This window comes from Idiomarina sp. UBA3176 (assembly GCF_002364295.1).
Lineage (GTDB): Bacteria > Pseudomonadota > Gammaproteobacteria > Enterobacterales > Alteromonadaceae > Idiomarina > Idiomarina loihiensis.
In genome coordinates this window covers 37866-56158 of the sequence record NZ_DEXU01000019.1, presented here as the reverse complement: position 1 = coordinate 56158, position 18293 = coordinate 37866, and the positions used below count along the sequence as shown (strand labels likewise).

Here is an 18293-nt window from a genome sequence, read left to right as displayed (position 1 = left end):
GCCTTCTAATTATTTTAGTTACCAGGGTTTCCGTAAAATGGAACCCGCTTGATAAAAAGCTTTAACGCCTGCCAATAAATGCCCCCAATAATTTTCAGAGCCATAACAGGTGTTGTTCTTAATACGCGGTAAACTTCACTACGGTTTAGCGGTTGTCTATTTAATTTCATGCCAGCAACAAAATCTTTCTCTTGCTGGTGGGCGCTTAGAGTGATTTTTAAACTCTCGGTGGGTGGCTCTATCTGCCAGTGGTAGGTCATATCCATAGGGTTAAACGGAGAAACGTGGAATTGTTTGACAGTTTCCGGAGACTCTTCTGACAAGTCGACCAAGTAATAATGGCGTTGCAGCCAGGGCGTATTGCTGACTTCAGCTAGCATGTACGTATATTCGTCGTTCTCCTGCCGAAGAAAATACAAATTAATGGGGCTAAAAAAAATTCCAAAGGTGCGTAAGTTACCGACAAACAAAACCTGACCGGCTAAATCTTTTCCGGTAAGGGAGGACATTTTCTTCAGTGCCGCCTGCTGTAAACTGCCCTCTTCATCTTTCAGATAGTCTTTTCGACGAAACCAAAGGGGAGCAAAATTGTTACAGGATAACCAGCGACTTATAGAGTTGACTTGGTCGAGTTCAGATAAATCGATACACCATTGTTGAAAACGGTAATTAAAAGCGTGATGTTTGGGTCGATGTCTTACATGAAAAACATCGCCCCAATAAATGGCGCTCTTCATGAGTTATCAATCGCAGCAGTATTCAAACGGTTAACAACATCAATGGCACTTCTTACGCCGTCTTCATGAAAACCGTTATACCAATAAGCGCCAACAAAATGAGTACTATTTTTGCCACAAATTGCATTTCGTTCTGCTCTGGCTTTTAAAGACTGAACGGAATAATGCGGGTGTTCATAGGTAAAGGTTTTAATAATCTCATCAGAATCAATGGCAGCTGTATTGTTCAATGTAACGCATACGGTTTTATCACACTGCAACCCTTGCAGAATATTCATATTATAAGTCACTGAACTGGGTTGTTCTTCTGCTGCATTATCTTCTCTTAACAGGTAGTTCCAACTTGCCCAGGCACGTCGGTTTCTGGGTAACAAATTCTCGTCTGTATGCAGAACAACCTCATTCGGGCAATATTTTATCTCACCAAGAATACGTTTTTCGTCGGGGCTGGCATCGTCAAGTAAAGCAAGCGCCTGGTCACTGTGACAGGCGAAAACCACCTCATCAAAATACCGTTCCTCGCCATTACTAAAAACAAGAACAACCTGTTCCTGTTGGCGCTTAACCGCAACAATGTCACTGTTTAGCTCAAGCCGTTCTTTAAACGGCTCTGTTAGCATTGGAATGTACGCGTGAGAGCCGCCAACCAAAGTATGCCACTGAGGACGGTCGCTAACATTCAATAACCCATGGTTATCAAAAAAACGTAAGAAAAAGCCCAGAGGAAAATCCTTCGCATCGGCCAGACTCGCAGACCATATAGCCGAAACCATTGGTAATAAGTAGTAGTGCGAGACCGATTCCGGAATATCGTGCCGAGTAAGAAATTCTGCCAAGGTGATATTGTCGGCTTCGCTGACATCCTCTTCTAACGCATTTTTCGCGGCAGCATTAAACTTCAAAATACCCTGTAACAAACGGTAAAAAGACAAGCTAAACAAGTTTTTTCGCTGCGCAAACAGTGTATTAAGGTTATGTCCGTTAAACTCCAGTCCCGACTTAGGATCACGTACACTAAAGCTCATTTCAGTGTCGCGCCAGGCCACCTTCAGCTCTGTTAGCAGTCGTTTAAAGCGTGGGTACGTTTTATCATTAAAAACAATAAAGCCTGTGTCCACAGCATACATACTGCCATTAATTTTCACATCACTGGTACAGGTATGCCCGCCAATATAGTCATTTTTTTCAAATACACTGACTTGATGTTCACGACTTAAATAATAAGCACTGGTAAGGCCCGCAATACCACTTCCAATAACGGCTATCTTCATGACGACTGCTTCCTTGCCATTTGTTCTGATAATTTCACTTGTAAGCCTTCCGGCAAAATAGACATTAACTTCAGAAGGCTACTAAATAGCCACGGAAATGCGATGTCCCTTTTGTTCTTATCAATACCTTTTATTATTGCCTTAGACGCAAATTCAACGTCAACGCGCATTGGCATTTCAAAATCATTGGCATCAGTCATTGGTGTTTTCACAAACCCAGGCGATACGGTTTGAACTTTGATTCCCCGAGGTTTCAAATCAACTTCCAGACCCCGGGCAATATAGTGCATTGCTGCTTTTGAGCCACCATAAACCTGAGCCCGGGTAAACGGGAGAAGTCTCGCCAGGCTGTCAACAATGACCAGACGCGCCGAGTCACTGAACTGAGGAAGTAAAGCTTCCACGCAATTCATTGTGCCGAACACATTCACTTTAAACACCCGCTCGAACATATCCGCATCGAACGCTTTAACGTCGAGGTATTCACACACCCCCGCACACAGTATGGCAACATCAATATCGTTAATTTGCGCTAACGCATTTTTTGCCGACTCTTTGTCGGTAATATCAAAGGCGCTGCAGGTTATTTTTTTAGGGTATTGTTTTTGTACCTCTGACAGTGCGTCGTTATTCCTTCCACACACAACAACGTCATTGCCATCGGCTGCGTAATCCAGAGCCAGCTGACGCCCAATACCTGATGAAGCTCCAGTAATTAAGACTTTCATTCGTCTGTTAGCCTATTTTTAATTTTATCAATGACATAACCGACTAGCGGTACGTGTTCATAAAGCATTGCGCCAAGGTCGTAATAATCTCTTTGTTCTCTGATTTTGCCGTCTTCAAAGGTTAAATATGAAACTCCCGGCAAAATAATTTCCATGCCATTGGCGAGCTTGGGGTGTGCGTAGCGCATCTGCCAAGTTAGAAACGCCTGTTCTTCTCCGACGCATTCATCGTCAAAAGCAAAGTGACAATACTCAACGTTTTCCATTGTGTGTTTTAGATACTTGCGAAAATCATCCAGCCCGACAACATGTTGTATTGGATCAGTAAACGAAATTTCGTCATGGTATAACTCATCCAGGTCATCAAGGTTTTCGGTTTTCAGCTCATCGTAGAATTCTTTGAGTTTTTCGACTAATTCACTGTTATCCATTTTTCACCTGCTTAAACGTTGTTAAGAATCGTTCACGAGCAAATTTGTGCTCGACCATGGGTTCGCAATAGTTATTACTGCTTTGTTGCTGAAGCCAACTATGAGGCCAGTGAATATACTTTGTTGGTACTTCCTTAAGCTCGTCTACCCATTTACGAATGTACTGCCCGTCAGGATCAAATTTCTCACTTTGCTTAACCGGATTAAAAACACGAAAATACGGAACGGCGTCAGTTCCGACCGAAGCACTCCATTGCCAGCCACCGTTGTTTGCCGGAAAGCTACCGTCAATTAAATGCTGCATGAAAAAGGCTTCACCTTTTCGCCAATCCACTAATAGATCTTTTACCAGAAAATTGGCTGTGATCATTCTTAAGCGGTTGTGCATCCACCCGGTTGATGTCAACTGACGCATTCCGGCGTCAACTATTGGATACCCGGTACGACCATCACACCAACGTTGAAAAGCATCATCGTCCTCTAACCACTGAATGCTGTCAGTTTCAATCTGAAAGCTTTCCCCTTTTGATAAACGCGGCACAAAGTACATTAGATGCTGATAGAACTCTCTCCAGGCCAGCTCGGTTAGCCAGGTATCGGCACCGGAAGCAAGTCCAAACGGAAACTCCGGCGAAAACTTGTGTAATGCCCGAGCAGCGGTCTGCGGCCCGATAACCCCCTGCGCCAAATAAGCGGAAAGTTGTGAGGTTCCGTTTTCAGCCGGCAAGTCTCTGGCTTGTTGATAATCATCAACACTGTGGCCGACGAATTGCCCTAATTTCCCCAGAACTTGTTGCTCGCCGACATTCCAGTCAGATGAGTCTTTTCTCTCCAGCGGGCATTCAGGGAGCCCTTTTGTGGCTACCGGAGAAAAAGATTTAATTTGCAGCGGTTCGCTGTAGGCTTTTTCGCTTAATACTTGTCGCCAACGCCGGTTAAAAGGCGTGAACTTTTTGTAGTAGTCACCTTGTTGTGTTCTAACCTCTCCGGGCGCCACCAACAAGTTGCCATGATGCGAAACCAATTCGATATCATCATTGCTTAGTACCGCATTGGTAGCTGCGTCTCTACGCTTTTCATCCAGCGCATATTCCGCATTAATATGTACCCGGCCAATTCTATTTTCCCGGCAGAAGGCTCGTAAAGCTCCCGGAACCTGACTGAATTTGGATACTACTTGCACTTGCAGTTCAATACCCTTTTCGGCTAGTTCCTGCTGCAGACAGTCTAAGTTTCGCCAAACAAAATCTACTTTTATCGGTGCCCAGTCATGGCTTTTCCAAGTTTCAGGGCAAACAAAAAATATCGCCAACGGTGGCTCATCGCCCTGGCATGCAGAAAACACGGCCGGGTTATCTAATATTCTTAAATCACTACGAAACCAAATTGCTTCTCGCATCACTAAAGCCCATAACGTAATTTTAAATCATCGGGATACGGAGTCAGATACCATTGCCCTTCTAAGTACTCTTTCGGAAACTCGCGCAAATAATGCCGTATTAACGTTAGAGGAGACATCAGAGGGAGAATGCCATCGTGATACTGCAGAATGATATCGCTCAGCTCTTCTCGTCTTTCATGAGCAAGATCCGCTTTAAAATACCCCTGAATATGTTGGAGCACGTTGGTGTGGTTCTTGCGCGACGCCGGTTTTGATAAAGCATCCATCACATCAATGATATATTGCTCTGCGAAGGCACTGTCGATGCTTTCCTGTTCCCCCAGGCGTTTACCCAACTCGCGGTACCGCTGCTGATTATGAGCTAACAAAAGTAGCTTGCAGCGCTGGTGAAACTGCAAAAGCTGATGTTTGGAAAGTTTTTGTGTCATTTCTTTCCATTGACTAAACACATAAACCCGCATCACAAAGTTTTCACGTAAATGCGGGTCATTAAGCCGGCCATCTTCTTCTAAAGGCAAAGCGGGATTCTTTTCTTTCAGGCGCGCGGCAAAAATTCCCATTCCCGCTTTTTGTGCATGCCCGGTTTCCGGATCATATAACTTGACCCGCTCCATACCGCAGCTGGGAGATTTCGCGCATAGAATATAGCCACTTAACTGTTCTACTTTCACCTGAACCTTGTCAGCAAAAGCTGCCAGCTGCGACGTAACATTTTCACCAGTTTTGGGCACTACCGCCTGTACATCGTCATGTTGCTCAAGCCGAATAGTCGGTCTTGGCACCGGCATTCCAATACCAACTTCCGGGCAAAACCGTACCAGTTCAATGTGTCGACTTAATTCATCAACACAGAATGCGGACTTCTTGTGTCCCCCGTCAAACCGGACCTCGTCGCCCATTAAACAGGAACTAATACCCACTTTTAACTTTACCATTTTAACCCCTGTTGAATTTCACTGATGATAATGTACGGTATATCGATAAAAATAGTTTGGCATTTATTCGATAAAAAAGATCCAACCAGACCCACCTCAACGTAATGTTTCTTAATTGTTCAAACTACTAGCCAAATGAGGTTATATGCAGCAGTATCAGCAGTTACCGCTATTCCCGCTTACCTCGCATATAATGCCGGGCGGACGCATGAAATTGAAGGTGTTCGAGCCGCGCTACACCAGGCTGGTAAAAGAGTGTCTGCAAAATAACAGTGAGTTTGTGGTGGCCATGTTTAACAACGAACATGCAACGACATCAAGCGATTACCTTCTTCCTTACGCCACCACCGTGAAAATTATTGATTTTGAACCAAGAGATGATGGCTTACTCGGTATAACCGTTGAAGGGAAAAGTCGGGTTCGTATTGACGAGCATTGGTCTGAAAGCGATAAATTAAGGTTTGGGAAAATAGAGTACCTCGAAAACTGGCCTGAACTTTCTCTGGATAACGCAGCCGATAAACTCAAGACTCGATTACAGGAAGCTTTTGAGACCTACCCGGAACTTTCCGAGTTGTTACCTGATCTCGGCTACGAGAAGCTTGACTGGGTTTGTTCAAGGTGGCTTGAAATACTGCCTCTGGACGTCTATACAAAACAAGAGCTGATAAGATGCGAAAGTTGTCTAAAAGCAAAAGAATATCTGTTAGACTTAATTCGTTAATTGAGTAAACATTCTGCCATCTGGGTGATCCATTTTCTCAACACCCCGTAATAGTTAGAACATTGTGTGAAAAGAAGCAGGTCTAATTATGCAAATGGTGTCAGAAAGAACATCGAAACGGGGGTCTATGGCTACCACCCAGACAGACGCTGCCGAGAAAGCAGCGGAACTGCTGGCAAAGATTGCAGAAAATAGAAATCGCGCTGCCTTTAGTGAACTCTTTAGGTTATTTGCACCAAAACTACAATCTTACGCTACAAGACAATTTGGTAATGAACAAACGGCTATGGATCTCGTCCAGGAAACCATGACTAACGTCTGGCATAAAGCTCACTTGTTCAAGCCTGACCGTGGCTCTCCTTCTACTTGGATATTTACCATAGCTCGTAACATCCGCTTCGATTTGCTTCGTAAGAACAAAAAACGCAAAGATGATATCAGTGCTGATGAACTCTGGCCGATTCTCTCCGAGCAGAACGATAGCCTCGATGACGGTTACGCATTGGATCACGATGTTCTGATGCAGGAAATTTCTTTTTATTACGCTCAATTGCCCGATGCACAACGGGTTGTTATTGAGAAGATTTATATTGAAGGTAAATCTCAGCAGGAAGTCTCTGACGCTCTGGGAGTACCTTTAGGGACAATTAAGTCCCGAACTCGTCTAGCATTAAAAAAATTGAAAGAGTTGATAGTCGATGATGATTAAATCACACCCAGGCGAAGGCCTTTTATATCAATACGCCTCTGGCGATCTTAGCGCGGCAATGACGTTAGTTGTCGGCACACACATTGATATGTGTAAAGCGTGTCGTCAAACCGTGTGTGAGATTGAGCAGAAGCTGTGTGAAGAAAATTTGGATACATTGGTTAGTGTTGCCAGTACAACAATGAGCAAGTCTCAGTGTGACCAAATGCTGGAAGCCATTTTCGCGTCTTCTGCATGTAACAAACAAGCACACCAACCGAATGAGATGCTCTCTCTGGAAGGTCGTCGTTTTACACTGCCTCGTACCCTGGCGCACAATAGTCACCGCATTGGTGAGTGGTCGAAACTGGTCGGTAAACTCTGGCGCGCACCATTAACTCTGGACAATGGAAATCAGACGAACTTGATTTACATGGCACCAGGCGCAAAACTCCCTGAGCATACGCATAAAGGAAAAGAAGCGACGCTGGTTATTGATGGTGTTTTTAATGACGAGCAGAGCGAGTACCGGGACGGTGATTTTATTTTGTTAGACCCCAGTCGTACCCATACTCCGGAAACTCAGGATGAAGACTGCTTAACTCTGGCTACGCTGGACGCGCCCTTGCATTTTACTTCAGGCATCAGCCGGTTACTGAATCCCTTTAGCCAGCTCTTCTTTCGTTAATTTCCGGCGCCTAAGTACAGACTCAAATAAAAAAGAACCCGAGGTTAATCCTCGGGTTCTGCGTTTTCGACTCGACTTTTAAATTTCTGACCAGGTTTGAAGGTGACAACCCGACGCGCTGAAATAGGAATTTCCTCGCCCGTTTTCGGGTTACGCCCAGGGCGCTGATTTTTAGTTCGCAGTTCGAAGTTACCAAATCCGGACAACTTCACCTGCTCCCCTTTTTCCAAAGCAACTCTGATTTCTTCAAAAAAATCTTCAACTAACACTTTGGCATCTTGTTTACTAACACCGTATTTGTCGAACAGCACTTCTGCCAGTTCTGCTTTGGTCAGCGCCATAGTTTAATCCCTCAATGTTGCATTAAACTCACTCTTTAATGTCTCAATAAATTTAGTCATAAGCTCAGTGACTTCCGCTTCTTCCAAAGTTTTGTCGCTATCTTGCAGAGTAACGGATAGAGCCAAGCTTTGCTTACCTTCTGCCACACCATCACCGATGTAAACGTCAAACAAGTTTAGGTCAACTAACTGTTTTACGCCAACATTTTCCATCGCAGCGATCAGCTCACCCGCCGCAAGGTCTTTATCAACCACAACAGCAAGGTCGCGACGAATAGAAGGATAACGAGATACCGGCTTAGCTTGCGGTAAAGGTCGCTCAGTCACGACTGATAACACCAGTTCAAACACAAAGGTGCGCTGGTTAAGCCCTAAAGCCTTATCAAACTTAGGATGCAAAGCGCCGATATCACCGACTTTTTCAGAGCCGCGGTAAATTGCCGCTGATTGCCCCGGGTGCAGCGCTGGATTTTGCGATGCAACAAAACGAAAGGCTGCAGCATTGCCTGTTTGAGCCAACAAAGCTTCAACATCGCCTTTTACATCGTAAAAATCAACCGCACGGTCACCTTCCGACCAATGCTCTGAATGCGCTTTACCAGAACGTATACCGCTGATAACCGCTTCTTGACGAACACCGTTTTCAGCTGACTCGTCTGGAATAAAACGCAAACCCGTTTCTACGAAAGCCAGAACAGACTGCTGACGCTTCTGATTATGAGCAACCGCGCCGACTAATCCCGGCCATAAGCTTACACGCATAGAAGACATATCAACCGAAATTGGGTGTGGCAAAGTCAGCGCTGCGGTCTCATCAAACATCAGTGCCTGATGTTTTGGATCAACAAAGCTGTAGGTTATCGCTTCCTGATAACCACGGCTGACCATAGCATCCACCAATTGATGGGCGCTAAGCTGGCTTTCTTTACGCTCAGTCATGCGCAATTGCGCTGCCGGCGGAGCTGCCTGAATTGAGTTATAACCGTAAACCCGGGCTACTTCTTCAATTAAGTCTTCTTCAATACTCAAATCAAAACGGTATGACGGAATGCCCACCTGCCACTGTTCACCGTCAAATGAAACATCGAAGCCTAAACGCTCAAGAATTTCAGTGACATTGTCATTAGCAATGCTGACACCCAGTACTTTAGCCAATCGGTTGGCTCTTAAGGTAATACCGTCACGCTTAGGTAAGAATGCTTCTGCAACCGCTTCGGTTACCGGTCCTGCTTCACCACCGCAAATCGCCAACAATAATTCTGTCGCTCTTTCCATTGCCGTACGTTGCAACTGAGGGTCTACGCCGCGCTCATAACGATGTGACGCATCTGTATGTAGACCGTAACGGCGTGCTTTCCCTAAGATGGCATCTGGTGCAAAGAACGCGCTTTCCAGAAAAATATTTTTGCTGTTTTCTGTTACACCACTGTTTTTACCACCGTAGACACCCGCCATGGCTAGTGCTTTTTTCTCATCAGCAATAACCAGAGTATCGTCGTCCAGCTCAACTTCTTGATCATCAAGCAAAGTAAGCTTTTCTTTAGGCTTGGCTAAGCGAACATCGATGTTCCCTTCAAGTGAATCGAGGTCAAATGCATGCATGGGGTGACCCAGTTCAAGCAACACGTAGTTAGTGACGTCAACTACCGGGTCAATGCTACGAATACCGCTGCGTCTTAATTTTTCTGTCATCCATACCGGCGTTGGGCGAGTTAAATCGACACCTTTGATAACGCGGCCTAAATAACGCGGACACTGCTCAGCAGCAGACAAAGTAATGCTTAGCGTATCTTCAATACTGGCCGCTACTTTATTGCTCTCTGGTACTTTAACATCCAAACGGTTCAACACACCCACTTCGCGGGCTATACCACGAATACTCAGGCAGTCACCACGGTTCGGAGTTAAGTCAATATCGATGCTGTTGTCGTCAAGTTGCAGATATTTACGATAATCTTCTCCGACCGGAGCATCTGCCGGAAGCTCTATAATACCGTCGTGCTCATCAATAAGACCCAGTTCTTTGAACGAGCACAGCATACCGTTTGACGGCTGACCGCGAAGCTTCGCCTTCTTAATTTTGAAATCACCAGGCAATACCGCGCCAACTTTAGCTACCGCAACCTTAATACCTAAGCGGCAGTTCGAGGCGCCACAAACAATATCCACCGGCTCGTCTTCGCCAACATTAACTTTGGTCACTTGCAGTTTATCTGCGTCTGGATGAGGACCACACTCAATCACTTCACCAACGACGACAGTATGGAATTCATCGGCAACCGGCTCAACAGCATCTACTTCAAGACCAGCCATACTGAGCTGTTCACTCAATTCATGACTGCTGATGTCGGGGTTAACCCATTCCCTTAACCATTGTTCACTGAATTTCATTGCTTACTGCCCGTTAGTTAAATTGTTTGAGGAAACGCAGATCGTTCTCGAAGAACGCACGTAAATCATTCACGCCATAGCGCAACATGGTAAGACGCTCAACGCCCATACCAAACGCAAAGCCGGTGTATTTTTCTGAGTCAATACCCACCGCCTTAAGTACATTTGGATGCACCATGCCGCAACCTAAAACTTCTAACCATTTACCGTCTTTACCCATGACATCAACTTCAGCTGAAGGTTCGGTAAACGGGAAGTAAGAAGGTCTGAAACGCACAGTCAGTGACTCTTCGAAAAAGTGGTTCAGAAAGTCTTCTAAAATGCCTTTCAACTGCGTAAAGCTGACGTCAGTATCAACCATTAAACCTTCTACCTGATGAAACATAGGTGTGTGGGTCTGGTCGTAGTCGTTCCGGTAAACCCTGCCCGGAGAAATGATCCGCAGTGGCGGTTTTTCATTTTCCATGGTACGAATTTGCACACCAGAAGTTTGCGTACGCAGCATTGTTGAGGGGGTAAAATAAAACGTATCGTGGTCGGCTCGTGCCGGGTGATTCGCCGGAATATTCAATGCATCAAAGTTGTGAAAGCCGTCTTCGACTTCAGGGCCTTCTTTAACACTAAAGCCTAAATCACCGAAAAACTGCTCAATACGGCGAATCGTCTGAGTAACCGGATGCACACCGCCTACCGAGGAATGCCGCCCGGGTAAGGTAACGTCTATACGCTCAGCTTCCAGCTTTTGCGCTAACTCAGCAGCTTTCAATAACTCTTTACGAGCATTGATACTGGTCTGCACTTGTTGCTTGGCTTCATTAATTTTCTGTCCGGCTTCCCGACGTTCAGACGGGTCTAACTTACCTAAGCCTTTTAAAAGGTCAGTGAGCTGCCCTTTCTTGCCCATATACTCGACGCGGACTTCGTCTAACGCAGTCGGTGAATCTGCGGCCGCAATGGCCGATTCAGCCTGCTCAACAATTTGCTCTAGCTGCATCGTATCCCTCAACAACACAAGATAAATAATAAAGGCGCTATGATAGCGAATTTTCAATGAAAAAGGGAGCCAATTGGCTCCCTTCTAAATCTGTTTATTCGAACCCATAAAGGTTTTGAATAATTACAGTGCGCCTTTTGCTTTCTCAACCAAAGCGGCAAAACCGTTTTGATCATGAACAGCGATATCGGCTAAGATTTTACGATCGATTTCAATAGATGCTTTTTTCAGACCATTGATAAAGCGGCTGTAAGACAGACCGTTTTGACGAGCCGCAGCATTGATACGAACAATCCACAATTGACGGAATTGACGTTTTTTGTTGCGACGGTCACGGTATGCGTATTGACCTGCTTTAGTTACTGCCTGGACCGCTACGCGATAAACGCGACTACGGGCACCATAATAACCTTTCGCCTGCTTCAGGACTTTTTTGTGACGCGCTCTCGCGATTACACCACGTTTTACTCGTGCCATTTGCTATCTCTCCTTATGCGTACGGTAACATGCGAACGACTAATTTAACGTCGGCCTCATGGACCATGCTCTTAGCGCGAAGCTGACGCTTACGCTTAGGGCTCTTCTTAGTCAGAATGTGACGCAAGTGAGATTGCTTGCACTTAAAACCACCAGAAGCAGTCTTTTTAAAGCGCTTGGAAGCGCCCTTGTTCGATTTCATTTTTGGCATGAAATTAAACTCCGCATTGTTGATAAAAGTGTGAAAGGGTGAGCCTGACAATCAGACTACTTGTAAACCACGATCACTTCTTGTTGGGTGCCAAGACCATAATCATCTGGCGCCCTTCGGCACGTCTTGGGAACGACTCAACAATTGAGATTTCTTCTAAATCGTCTTTAACACGGTTTAGCAATTCAATACCCAATTCTTGGTGTGCCATTTCCCGGCCACGGAAACGGATAGTGACTTTAGTTTTGTCACCTCCCTCGAGGAAACGACGCAGGTTGCGCAGTTTTACCTGGTAGTCGCCCTCATCAGTACCAGGTCGGAACTTAACTTCCTTGACCTGAATCTGTTTCTGTTTTTTCTTCTGCTCTTTCTGTTCTTTACTCTTTTCAAAGAGGAACTTGCCGTAATCCATCAAGCGGCAGACTGGTGGTTCTGCGTTAGGGCTCATCTCCACCAAATCAACACCAGCTTCCGCTGCTGCATCAAGAGCCTCGTTAATACTGACGACACCAGCTTGTTCACCATCGGTTCCGATTAAGCGAACTTCATCAACGCCTGTAATTTGTTCGTTGATACGGTTTTTATCTGCAGCTTTCTGAGTTCTTTTTCCGCCTTTAATGGTTTATTCCTCCAAACAATTAATCAATTTTGCGAGTACGGACTTCGTCCTCTACACGAGCAATGAAGTCTTCTAACGGGAATTTGCCCAAGTCTTCACCACCACGTGTACGTACCGCAACCTCACCAGCTTCGACTTCTTTATCGCCGACAACCAGTAAATATGGAACACGTTTTAATGTGTGTTCACGGATTTTAAAGCCTATCTTCTCATTTCTCAAGTCGGCTGATGCACGAATTCCCTTTTCGTTCAGGGTTTTGACAACTTTTCGTACATAATCGCTTTGATTATCCGTGATATTCATTAACACAACTTGCGTTGGCGACAACCACAACGGGAAGTGCCCTGCGTACTCTTCAATGAGAATACCCATGAAACGTTCAAGTGATCCCAAAATAGCGCGGTGAATCATAACTGGCGTGTGTCGCTCGTTATCTTCGCCTACGTATGTGGCACCTAAACGCCCTGGCAACGCAAAATCGAGCTGTATTGTACCACATTGCCACGCTCTGCCCAGACAATCGAACAAAGTAAATTCTATTTTCGGGCCATAAAAGGCACCTTCACCCGGTAAATAAGAAAAATCGATGTCATTATTTTTCAAAGCCTGAGCTAGTGCAGTCTCCGAGCGATCCCATGTCGCATCATCACCTAAGCGCTTTTCAGGGCGGGTTGAAAGCTTCACATCGATGTTCTCGAAACCAAAGGTTTTGTAGGTTTCGTACACCATTCTGATGCAACCCGCGACTTCTTCCTGAATCTGCGGTTCCGTACAGAAAATGTGCGCATCATCTTGTGTGAAACCACGAACACGCATCAGACCATGCAACGCACCTGAAGGTTCATTACGGTGACAACTGCCAAACTCTGCCATACGTAACGGCAAGTCGCGGTACGACTTTAAGCCCTGATTAAAGATTTGAACGTGTCCCGGGCAGTTCATCGGCTTAACGGCATACTCGCGGTTTTCCGATGACGTAGTAAACATCAGTTCTGAGAATTTCTCCCAGTGCCCCGACTTTTCCCACAATACCCGATCCATCATCATCGGACCTTTGACTTCCTGGTATTCGTACTCGCGCATTTTTTCGCGAATGTAAGTTTCTAACTCACGGAAAATGGTCCAGCCATTGTGATGCCAAAACACCATACCCGGCGCTTCTTCCTGCCAATGGAATAAATCCTGAGCTTTAGCAATTTTACGGTGATCGCGTTTTTCCGCTTCTTCTAAACGCTGCAAATAGGCTTTTAACTGTTTTTTATCTGCCCAGGCCGTACCGTATATACGCTGCAACATTTTGTTGTCAGAATCACCACGCCAGTAGGCACCGGCCATTTTCATAATTTTAAAATGCTGGCAAAACTTCATATTGGGTACATGCGGGCCACGACACATGTCGATGTATTCTTCGTGGTGATAGAGCCCTGGCGTTGCATCGGTCGGGATGTCTTCGTCCAGAATTTCTATTTTATAAGGTTCATGGCGCTCTACGAAAGTTTCACGGGCTTCTTTCCAGCTGGCTTTTTTCTTTATAACGGCATATTCCGTTTTAGCCAGCTCTTTCATCCGCTTTTCAATCTTCTCCAGATCTTCCTGAGTAAAGGTGTGATCAACGTCAATATCGTAGTAAAAACCGTTATCGATGACCGGGCCTATTGCCATTTTTGCGTCTGGCCACATCTGTTTAACAGCATGCCCCATTAAATGAGCACAAGAGTGACGAATAATATGCACGCCGTCGTCATCTTTTGGTGTCACAATTTCAATGCGGGCATCATGTTCAATGAGTTCACAGGCATCAACCAGCTCACCGTCAATACGGCCCGCAACTGTTGCTTTCGCAAGGCCAGCACCGATATCGGCGGCAACTTCCATAATGCTTACAGGTTTATCGAATTCGCGTTGACTTCCGTCAGGGAGAGTAATTACAGGCATGAAACTTCCTTTCCAACCAGTGGTGACACCTACCAAGTGCCACGTGCTCTATTTTGGTTTTATCTGCTTGATAGAAAAAACCTACGAAATTTTTGCGTTCGGTACCATCGAACGCGAGACGCTACTATAATCGACCGCTTACATTTGAGCAACCGCCGAGCCTGTTTTGACATCAGACATTACCGGAGAGTTAACCGGACAACTTGCCGCTTTATTAGCCGCTGCCTTCTGGGCTGTCGCCACCGTGTTGTACCACCGCGCCGGTAGCCACTTCTCGCCCTTACAAATGAACTTAGTTAAAGGCGTTGTTGCAACTCCCCTGCTTTTGACTATGAGTTTGTTGCTGGGTAACTCGTTAGAGCTAAGCTCAGGCCTTTGGTTACTCGCGTTAAGCGGCATTATAGGTATTACCATTGGCGACAGTTGTCATTTTGCCGCGCTGCGTCGTTTAGGCCCCTGGCACGCTATGTTGTTGGAGTATCTCGCACCACCACTGGCTGCATTCATGGCCTGGGTGTTTTTAAGTGACGGTTTATCCACCATTGAAATTACCGGTGCGGTCATAACCTTAAGCGGTGTTCTGTGGGTCGTTACTGAAAAAGCTCCGGACAAACAGCCTGCGCTTTCATTATCAGGTATATTCTTCGGCTGCGGCGCCGCGCTCTGTCAGGCTACCGGTTTAGTCATGGCTTTTGCGGTGCTCATGCAATCCCGCGTAAACGCTATTGATGCGGCATTTGTGCGTCTTGCCGCCGGCTCCTTTTTACTCGCCATAATTGTCGGACTTTCGAAACGAGGCGCGTACAACGCAATCATAAAACAAGTTCGTTTTATTAACCCTTTGCCGCTGCTCGGCGCCATAGTATTCGGTACGTTCCTCGCTATTTGGTTACAGCAAATTTCTATCGCCAATATCAACCCGGGACTAACCCAGACTTTACTCTCCACCGCACCACTCTTTTTAATACCGATATCTTTACTGAAAAAACAACGAATTACCCCGCGTTCTATAACCGGAGCCCTAATCTCATTGGGCGGAATCAGTATTTTATTTCTATAGTAAGACGTAGAACCTTATTTCGTTGAGGGTGCGTTGATAAGCTCTGGCGCCTAAAGAAATAACTGGGTATGACACAGACTATCGAAGGCCATGGATGGCCTGAGTTAAGCGTCCATGGACGGACTCGCAGCGTGTCTGTTTCATACCCGGTAATTTCTCAGCCAGAGTTTAGCGAGGTATCCCGACAAAGGAGTTAGCAATGAACGAAGAAAACTTACAAAGTGTGCCGGTGAAATGCCCCCACTGTGGGCACAATACCTTTTTAGATATTGATGCCTCGGAGGGAAATCAGGACTACCAGGAAGAATGTGCTGCCTGCGGTGATCTCATTCATGTTCAGTTACAAGTTGATGAAGTTAACCAGCAGGCGCGAGTGAAGGTCGACGGGAACGATGAGCAGTTTTACTGACGTTTAGCCAGCACACGCTCAACCGTTTCAACAATAGTGATGGTTTGCTGATCAAGCTCAATATTCAGACTGTCACCCACCTGCGTTGATTCTAAATTGGTCAGGCGTAACGTTTCCGGAATTAAATGCAGACTAAAACAATTAGCTTCAACCTGACCTACCGTCAAACTGGCACCGTTAACCGCGATAAACCCTTTGGCAAACAAGTACGGGGTGTATTGCTCGGGGAGTTCTATCCACATCGCAACGTTATTCTCAGAGGTGTCAATTTTAGTCACTTTGCCCTGGCAGTGAATATGACCTGAAACTGCATGCCCGCCAATTTCATCACCTACTTTTAGTGACCGTTCGAGATTGACCTTGTTACCCTCACCTAACAACCCCAAATTTGTTAGCCGCAGGGTTTCATCAATAACGTCAAAATGCACCTTAGTATCGCTGAATTCGACCACCGTTAAACAGCAACCATTTATGGCAATACTTGCACCAATAGCCAGGTTTTGCAGAAATTGGGGTTCAGTTTTAATAACCAGGTGTCGAAATGTCTTGTGATCAGAAACTACTTGGTCAGAGACTGAAAATATCGTAGCTTGGGTTTGAACAATACCGGTAAACATCGATAAGAACCTTGTTGCAAGGAATAATACAATGAAGCGAAGTGTACTGATTTTCCGTTCTTTTGGCTATGCGTTAGTCGTTTTAGGGTTATCGGCCTGCTCAGATGACCAGGGTTTAACGGAATACGCAGATGAACTGCATAACCGCGTCCAAAGTACACTCAAACTCCCTAATAACTCTATAGAAGCCCCTAAACCTCAACTCCAGTATCCGGCCAAGCGCGCACTAACCCGAAATATTGAAAGAACAAGCATGGGCTTACTGGAAAGCCTTCGGCTTAATCATTGTCATTTAGGCCAGCTAATAGCTGAAAACAACAGTTCACTGGGAAAGCTAAAAGATGGGTTCAGCCGCTACCATGCTGACCTGACCATGATTCAGGCACTCAAGGAATGCATTGAGCATCCTGAGTCGGCCAATGTTAAAGACAAATTGAAAGAAGCATTAGTGCATAAGGAGTCGCAACTGCAGAATAGCCTGGCGAATGCCTTTGCCCGTGACGAAGGGCTGAGAAAAGCACTGTCTGTAGGCAATAACTCTTTACCCAAAATACATGTAACAGAGTACAACTACGCAGTGAATGCGCTGGAGCGCTTTACCCGCATATTAGAACGCTGGAACTACACAAAAGAAGGGGATGACCCGGATGAGTTAATAAAAATGCTCGGTCGTTTAGAGCGTAGTGACTACCTTCCTGACTTATTCCGTACTATGTTGGATTACTCTTATAAACTGGAGAAAATGACCGAACTACTGCCGGAAGTTCCTAAATCAGTTTATTGTCAAAATGGAAAGGTGCCAGATGACGCATTAGCGCTAAAAGAAGCTTTTAACGCCATTTACCTCAAAGAAATGCAAGGTGACATAGCAGAAGTTATTGAACAGCATCAGCGCTTACTCATGACTCTGGATAATCTGAAAGGTATAGCCCCTCAACCAGAGCTAAAAGCTTATATTGCAGAACTTGGTACGCTCAGTAAAAAGCTAACTGATGCGTCAGTGCATTTTGTCCGTCCATGGCAAAAATTTTACAACGCCTGTGACTTTACACCAGGGCTGGATTAGCGCTTCGCTTAAAGATGCCAGTGCTTAGTTAGGCCTGGGTGTGGCGCACCCTGCTCTTTTTGATGAATTTCATTGATAACGTACCGTAAACCAATAAAGACCCAAAGCCAGAACGCGGCATGTAAAGCCCCCGCCATAATAACAATGACGGAAGAGCGCATCAAAATATCGACATGTAATATATTAAAAGTAAGCTGTGCAATAATGCCGACGATAGTCATCAAAAAAAGAAGCCCTGCAACTGCACGTATTACTCGTAAAAAAATAAACATTTAACCACCTCTTTTCCGTCAGTAAAAACTGAGTATAGTGAACATTCTAGCAAAAGCCTTTTTAAGAAAGTAAGCGTAGTTATTCAAAGCTGAATAGAATTTCGACAAACAAATGCATTTAGTAAAAAATCGCTTGCACCTGTGGCCGCAAATCACTAATATACCGCCCGTCGTTAACGACATTCCCCATAAAGTGCGTCCGTAGCTCAGTTGGTTAGAGCGCTGCCTTGACATGGCAGAGGTCGGTTGTTCGAGTCAACTCGGACGCACCACTTTCTTATCAAGAAAAATCTCAA

The 18293-nt window shown here is 45.4% G+C and carries 21 protein-coding genes and 1 tRNA gene; 7 read left to right on the top strand and 15 right to left on the bottom strand.

All coding sequences use genetic code 11. The features are described 5' to 3' along the window. Positions 1–14: 14 nt before the first annotated feature. From B2U97_RS07905 to B2U97_RS07880, 6 genes are read right to left on the bottom strand one after another with little or no spacing between them, the layout of a single operon-like run. Positions 15–737, bottom strand: coding sequence for a DUF1365 domain-containing protein (locus B2U97_RS07905; protein ID WP_286823945.1), 723 nt, complete (start codon positions 735–737; stop codon positions 15–17). Beyond that, entirely contained in the window at positions 734–2008 is a 1275-nt protein-coding gene (locus B2U97_RS07900; protein ID WP_286823947.1) for an NAD(P)/FAD-dependent oxidoreductase, read from the bottom strand. The genes B2U97_RS07905 and B2U97_RS07900 overlap by 4 nt, the downstream gene beginning before the upstream one ends. After that, positions 2005–2736, bottom strand: coding sequence for an SDR family NAD(P)-dependent oxidoreductase (locus B2U97_RS07895; RefSeq protein WP_286823948.1), 732 nt, complete (start codon positions 2734–2736; stop codon positions 2005–2007). The genes B2U97_RS07900 and B2U97_RS07895 overlap by 4 nt, the downstream gene beginning before the upstream one ends. Continuing rightward, a complete protein-coding gene (locus B2U97_RS07890) occupies positions 2733–3167 on the bottom strand; it encodes a nuclear transport factor 2 family protein (protein ID WP_011234633.1) in 435 nt (144 codons plus the stop codon). The genes B2U97_RS07895 and B2U97_RS07890 overlap by 4 nt, the downstream gene beginning before the upstream one ends. Further along, a complete protein-coding gene (phrB, locus tag B2U97_RS07885; RefSeq protein WP_286823949.1) occupies positions 3160–4566 on the bottom strand; it encodes a deoxyribodipyrimidine photo-lyase in 1407 nt (468 codons plus the stop codon). Before phrB ends, B2U97_RS07890 begins: the two co-directional genes overlap by 8 nt. 2 nt (positions 4567–4568) lie before the next feature. Continuing rightward, entirely contained in the window at positions 4569–5504 is a 936-nt protein-coding gene (locus tag B2U97_RS07880) for a YbgA family protein (RefSeq protein ID WP_286823951.1), read from the bottom strand. Positions 5505–5649: 145 nt separating this feature from the next. Here B2U97_RS07880 and B2U97_RS07875 point away from each other — a divergent pair, with 145 nt between their 5' ends. The 3 genes from B2U97_RS07875 (at position 5650) to B2U97_RS07865 (ending at position 7604) form a co-directional block, all read left to right on the top strand. Further along, on the top strand, positions 5650–6228 hold the full coding sequence (locus B2U97_RS07875; protein WP_114981259.1) for an LON peptidase substrate-binding domain-containing protein: 579 nt from the start codon (positions 5650–5652) through the stop codon (positions 6226–6228). A gap of 88 nt (positions 6229–6316) precedes the next feature. Beyond that, positions 6317–6937: a sigma-70 family RNA polymerase sigma factor gene (locus B2U97_RS07870; RefSeq protein ID WP_034821078.1), complete on the top strand. Its 621-nt coding sequence runs from the start codon at positions 6317–6319 to the stop codon at positions 6935–6937. After that, complete coding sequence (locus B2U97_RS07865; RefSeq protein ID WP_011234638.1) at positions 6927–7604, top strand: ChrR family anti-sigma-E factor; 678 nt, start codon at positions 6927–6929, stop codon at positions 7602–7604. Before B2U97_RS07870 ends, B2U97_RS07865 begins: the two co-directional genes overlap by 11 nt. Before the next feature lie 44 nt (positions 7605–7648). Here the strand turns inward: B2U97_RS07865 and B2U97_RS07860 are convergent, their stop codons facing one another. From B2U97_RS07860 to thrS, 7 genes are all read right to left on the bottom strand, one after another. Further along, positions 7649–7945 carry an integration host factor subunit alpha gene (locus B2U97_RS07860; protein WP_253620011.1) on the bottom strand — a complete coding sequence of 99 codons (297 nt, stop codon included), beginning with the start codon at positions 7943–7945 and terminating at the stop codon, positions 7649–7651. A gap of 3 nt (positions 7946–7948) precedes the next feature. Then, positions 7949–10336, bottom strand: coding sequence for a phenylalanine--tRNA ligase subunit beta (gene pheT / locus B2U97_RS07855; RefSeq protein ID WP_286823955.1), 2388 nt, complete (start codon positions 10334–10336; stop codon positions 7949–7951). A gap of 13 nt (positions 10337–10349) precedes the next feature. Continuing rightward, positions 10350–11330: a phenylalanine--tRNA ligase subunit alpha gene (gene pheS, locus B2U97_RS07850; protein WP_286823957.1), complete on the bottom strand. Its 981-nt coding sequence runs from the start codon at positions 11328–11330 to the stop codon at positions 10350–10352. 123 nt (positions 11331–11453) lie between these two features. Then, positions 11454–11807 (bottom strand): 50S ribosomal protein L20, encoded by a 354-nt coding sequence (gene rplT / locus B2U97_RS07845; RefSeq protein ID WP_011234642.1) that lies wholly within the window; start codon positions 11805–11807, stop codon positions 11454–11456. A 13-nt stretch (positions 11808–11820) separates the two neighbouring features. Then, entirely contained in the window at positions 11821–12018 is a 198-nt protein-coding gene (gene rpmI, locus B2U97_RS07840; RefSeq protein WP_011234643.1) for a 50S ribosomal protein L35, read from the bottom strand. A 73-nt stretch (positions 12019–12091) separates the two neighbouring features. Beyond that, on the bottom strand, positions 12092–12637 hold the full coding sequence (gene infC / locus B2U97_RS07835; RefSeq protein ID WP_126779471.1) for a translation initiation factor IF-3: 546 nt from the start codon (positions 12635–12637) through the stop codon (positions 12092–12094). 19 nt (positions 12638–12656) lie between these two features. Continuing rightward, complete coding sequence (gene thrS, locus B2U97_RS07830) at positions 12657–14573, bottom strand: threonine--tRNA ligase (RefSeq protein ID WP_286823961.1); 1917 nt, start codon at positions 14571–14573, stop codon at positions 12657–12659. A 166-nt stretch (positions 14574–14739) separates the two neighbouring features. Between thrS and B2U97_RS07825 the strand changes: the two genes are divergently transcribed. Continuing rightward, complete coding sequence (locus B2U97_RS07825) at positions 14740–15633, top strand: DMT family transporter (RefSeq protein WP_286823962.1); 894 nt, start codon at positions 14740–14742, stop codon at positions 15631–15633. A 199-nt stretch (positions 15634–15832) separates the two neighbouring features. After that, positions 15833–16042: a CPXCG motif-containing cysteine-rich protein gene (locus B2U97_RS07820; RefSeq protein ID WP_011234647.1), complete on the top strand. Its 210-nt coding sequence runs from the start codon at positions 15833–15835 to the stop codon at positions 16040–16042. On the opposite strand, the gene B2U97_RS07815 is transcribed toward B2U97_RS07820, so the two are convergent. Beyond that, positions 16036–16659, bottom strand: coding sequence for a riboflavin synthase subunit alpha (locus B2U97_RS07815; protein WP_286823963.1), 624 nt, complete (start codon positions 16657–16659; stop codon positions 16036–16038). The two genes, B2U97_RS07820 and B2U97_RS07815, sit on opposite strands and share 7 nt — an antisense overlap. Before the next feature lie 31 nt (positions 16660–16690). Here B2U97_RS07815 and B2U97_RS07810 point away from each other — a divergent pair, with 31 nt between their 5' ends. Beyond that, a complete protein-coding gene (locus tag B2U97_RS07810; protein ID WP_286823964.1) occupies positions 16691–17725 on the top strand; it encodes a DUF3080 domain-containing protein in 1035 nt (344 codons plus the stop codon). Positions 17726–17733: 8 nt separating this feature from the next. Here the strand turns inward: B2U97_RS07810 and B2U97_RS07805 are convergent, their stop codons facing one another. Further along, positions 17734–17997: a hypothetical protein gene (locus tag B2U97_RS07805; protein ID WP_286823965.1), complete on the bottom strand. Its 264-nt coding sequence runs from the start codon at positions 17995–17997 to the stop codon at positions 17734–17736. 195 nt (positions 17998–18192) lie between these two features. Here B2U97_RS07805 and B2U97_RS07800 point away from each other — a divergent pair. Continuing rightward, positions 18193–18269 (top strand) — tRNA-Val (locus tag B2U97_RS07800). Positions 18270–18293: the final 24 nt, after the last annotated feature.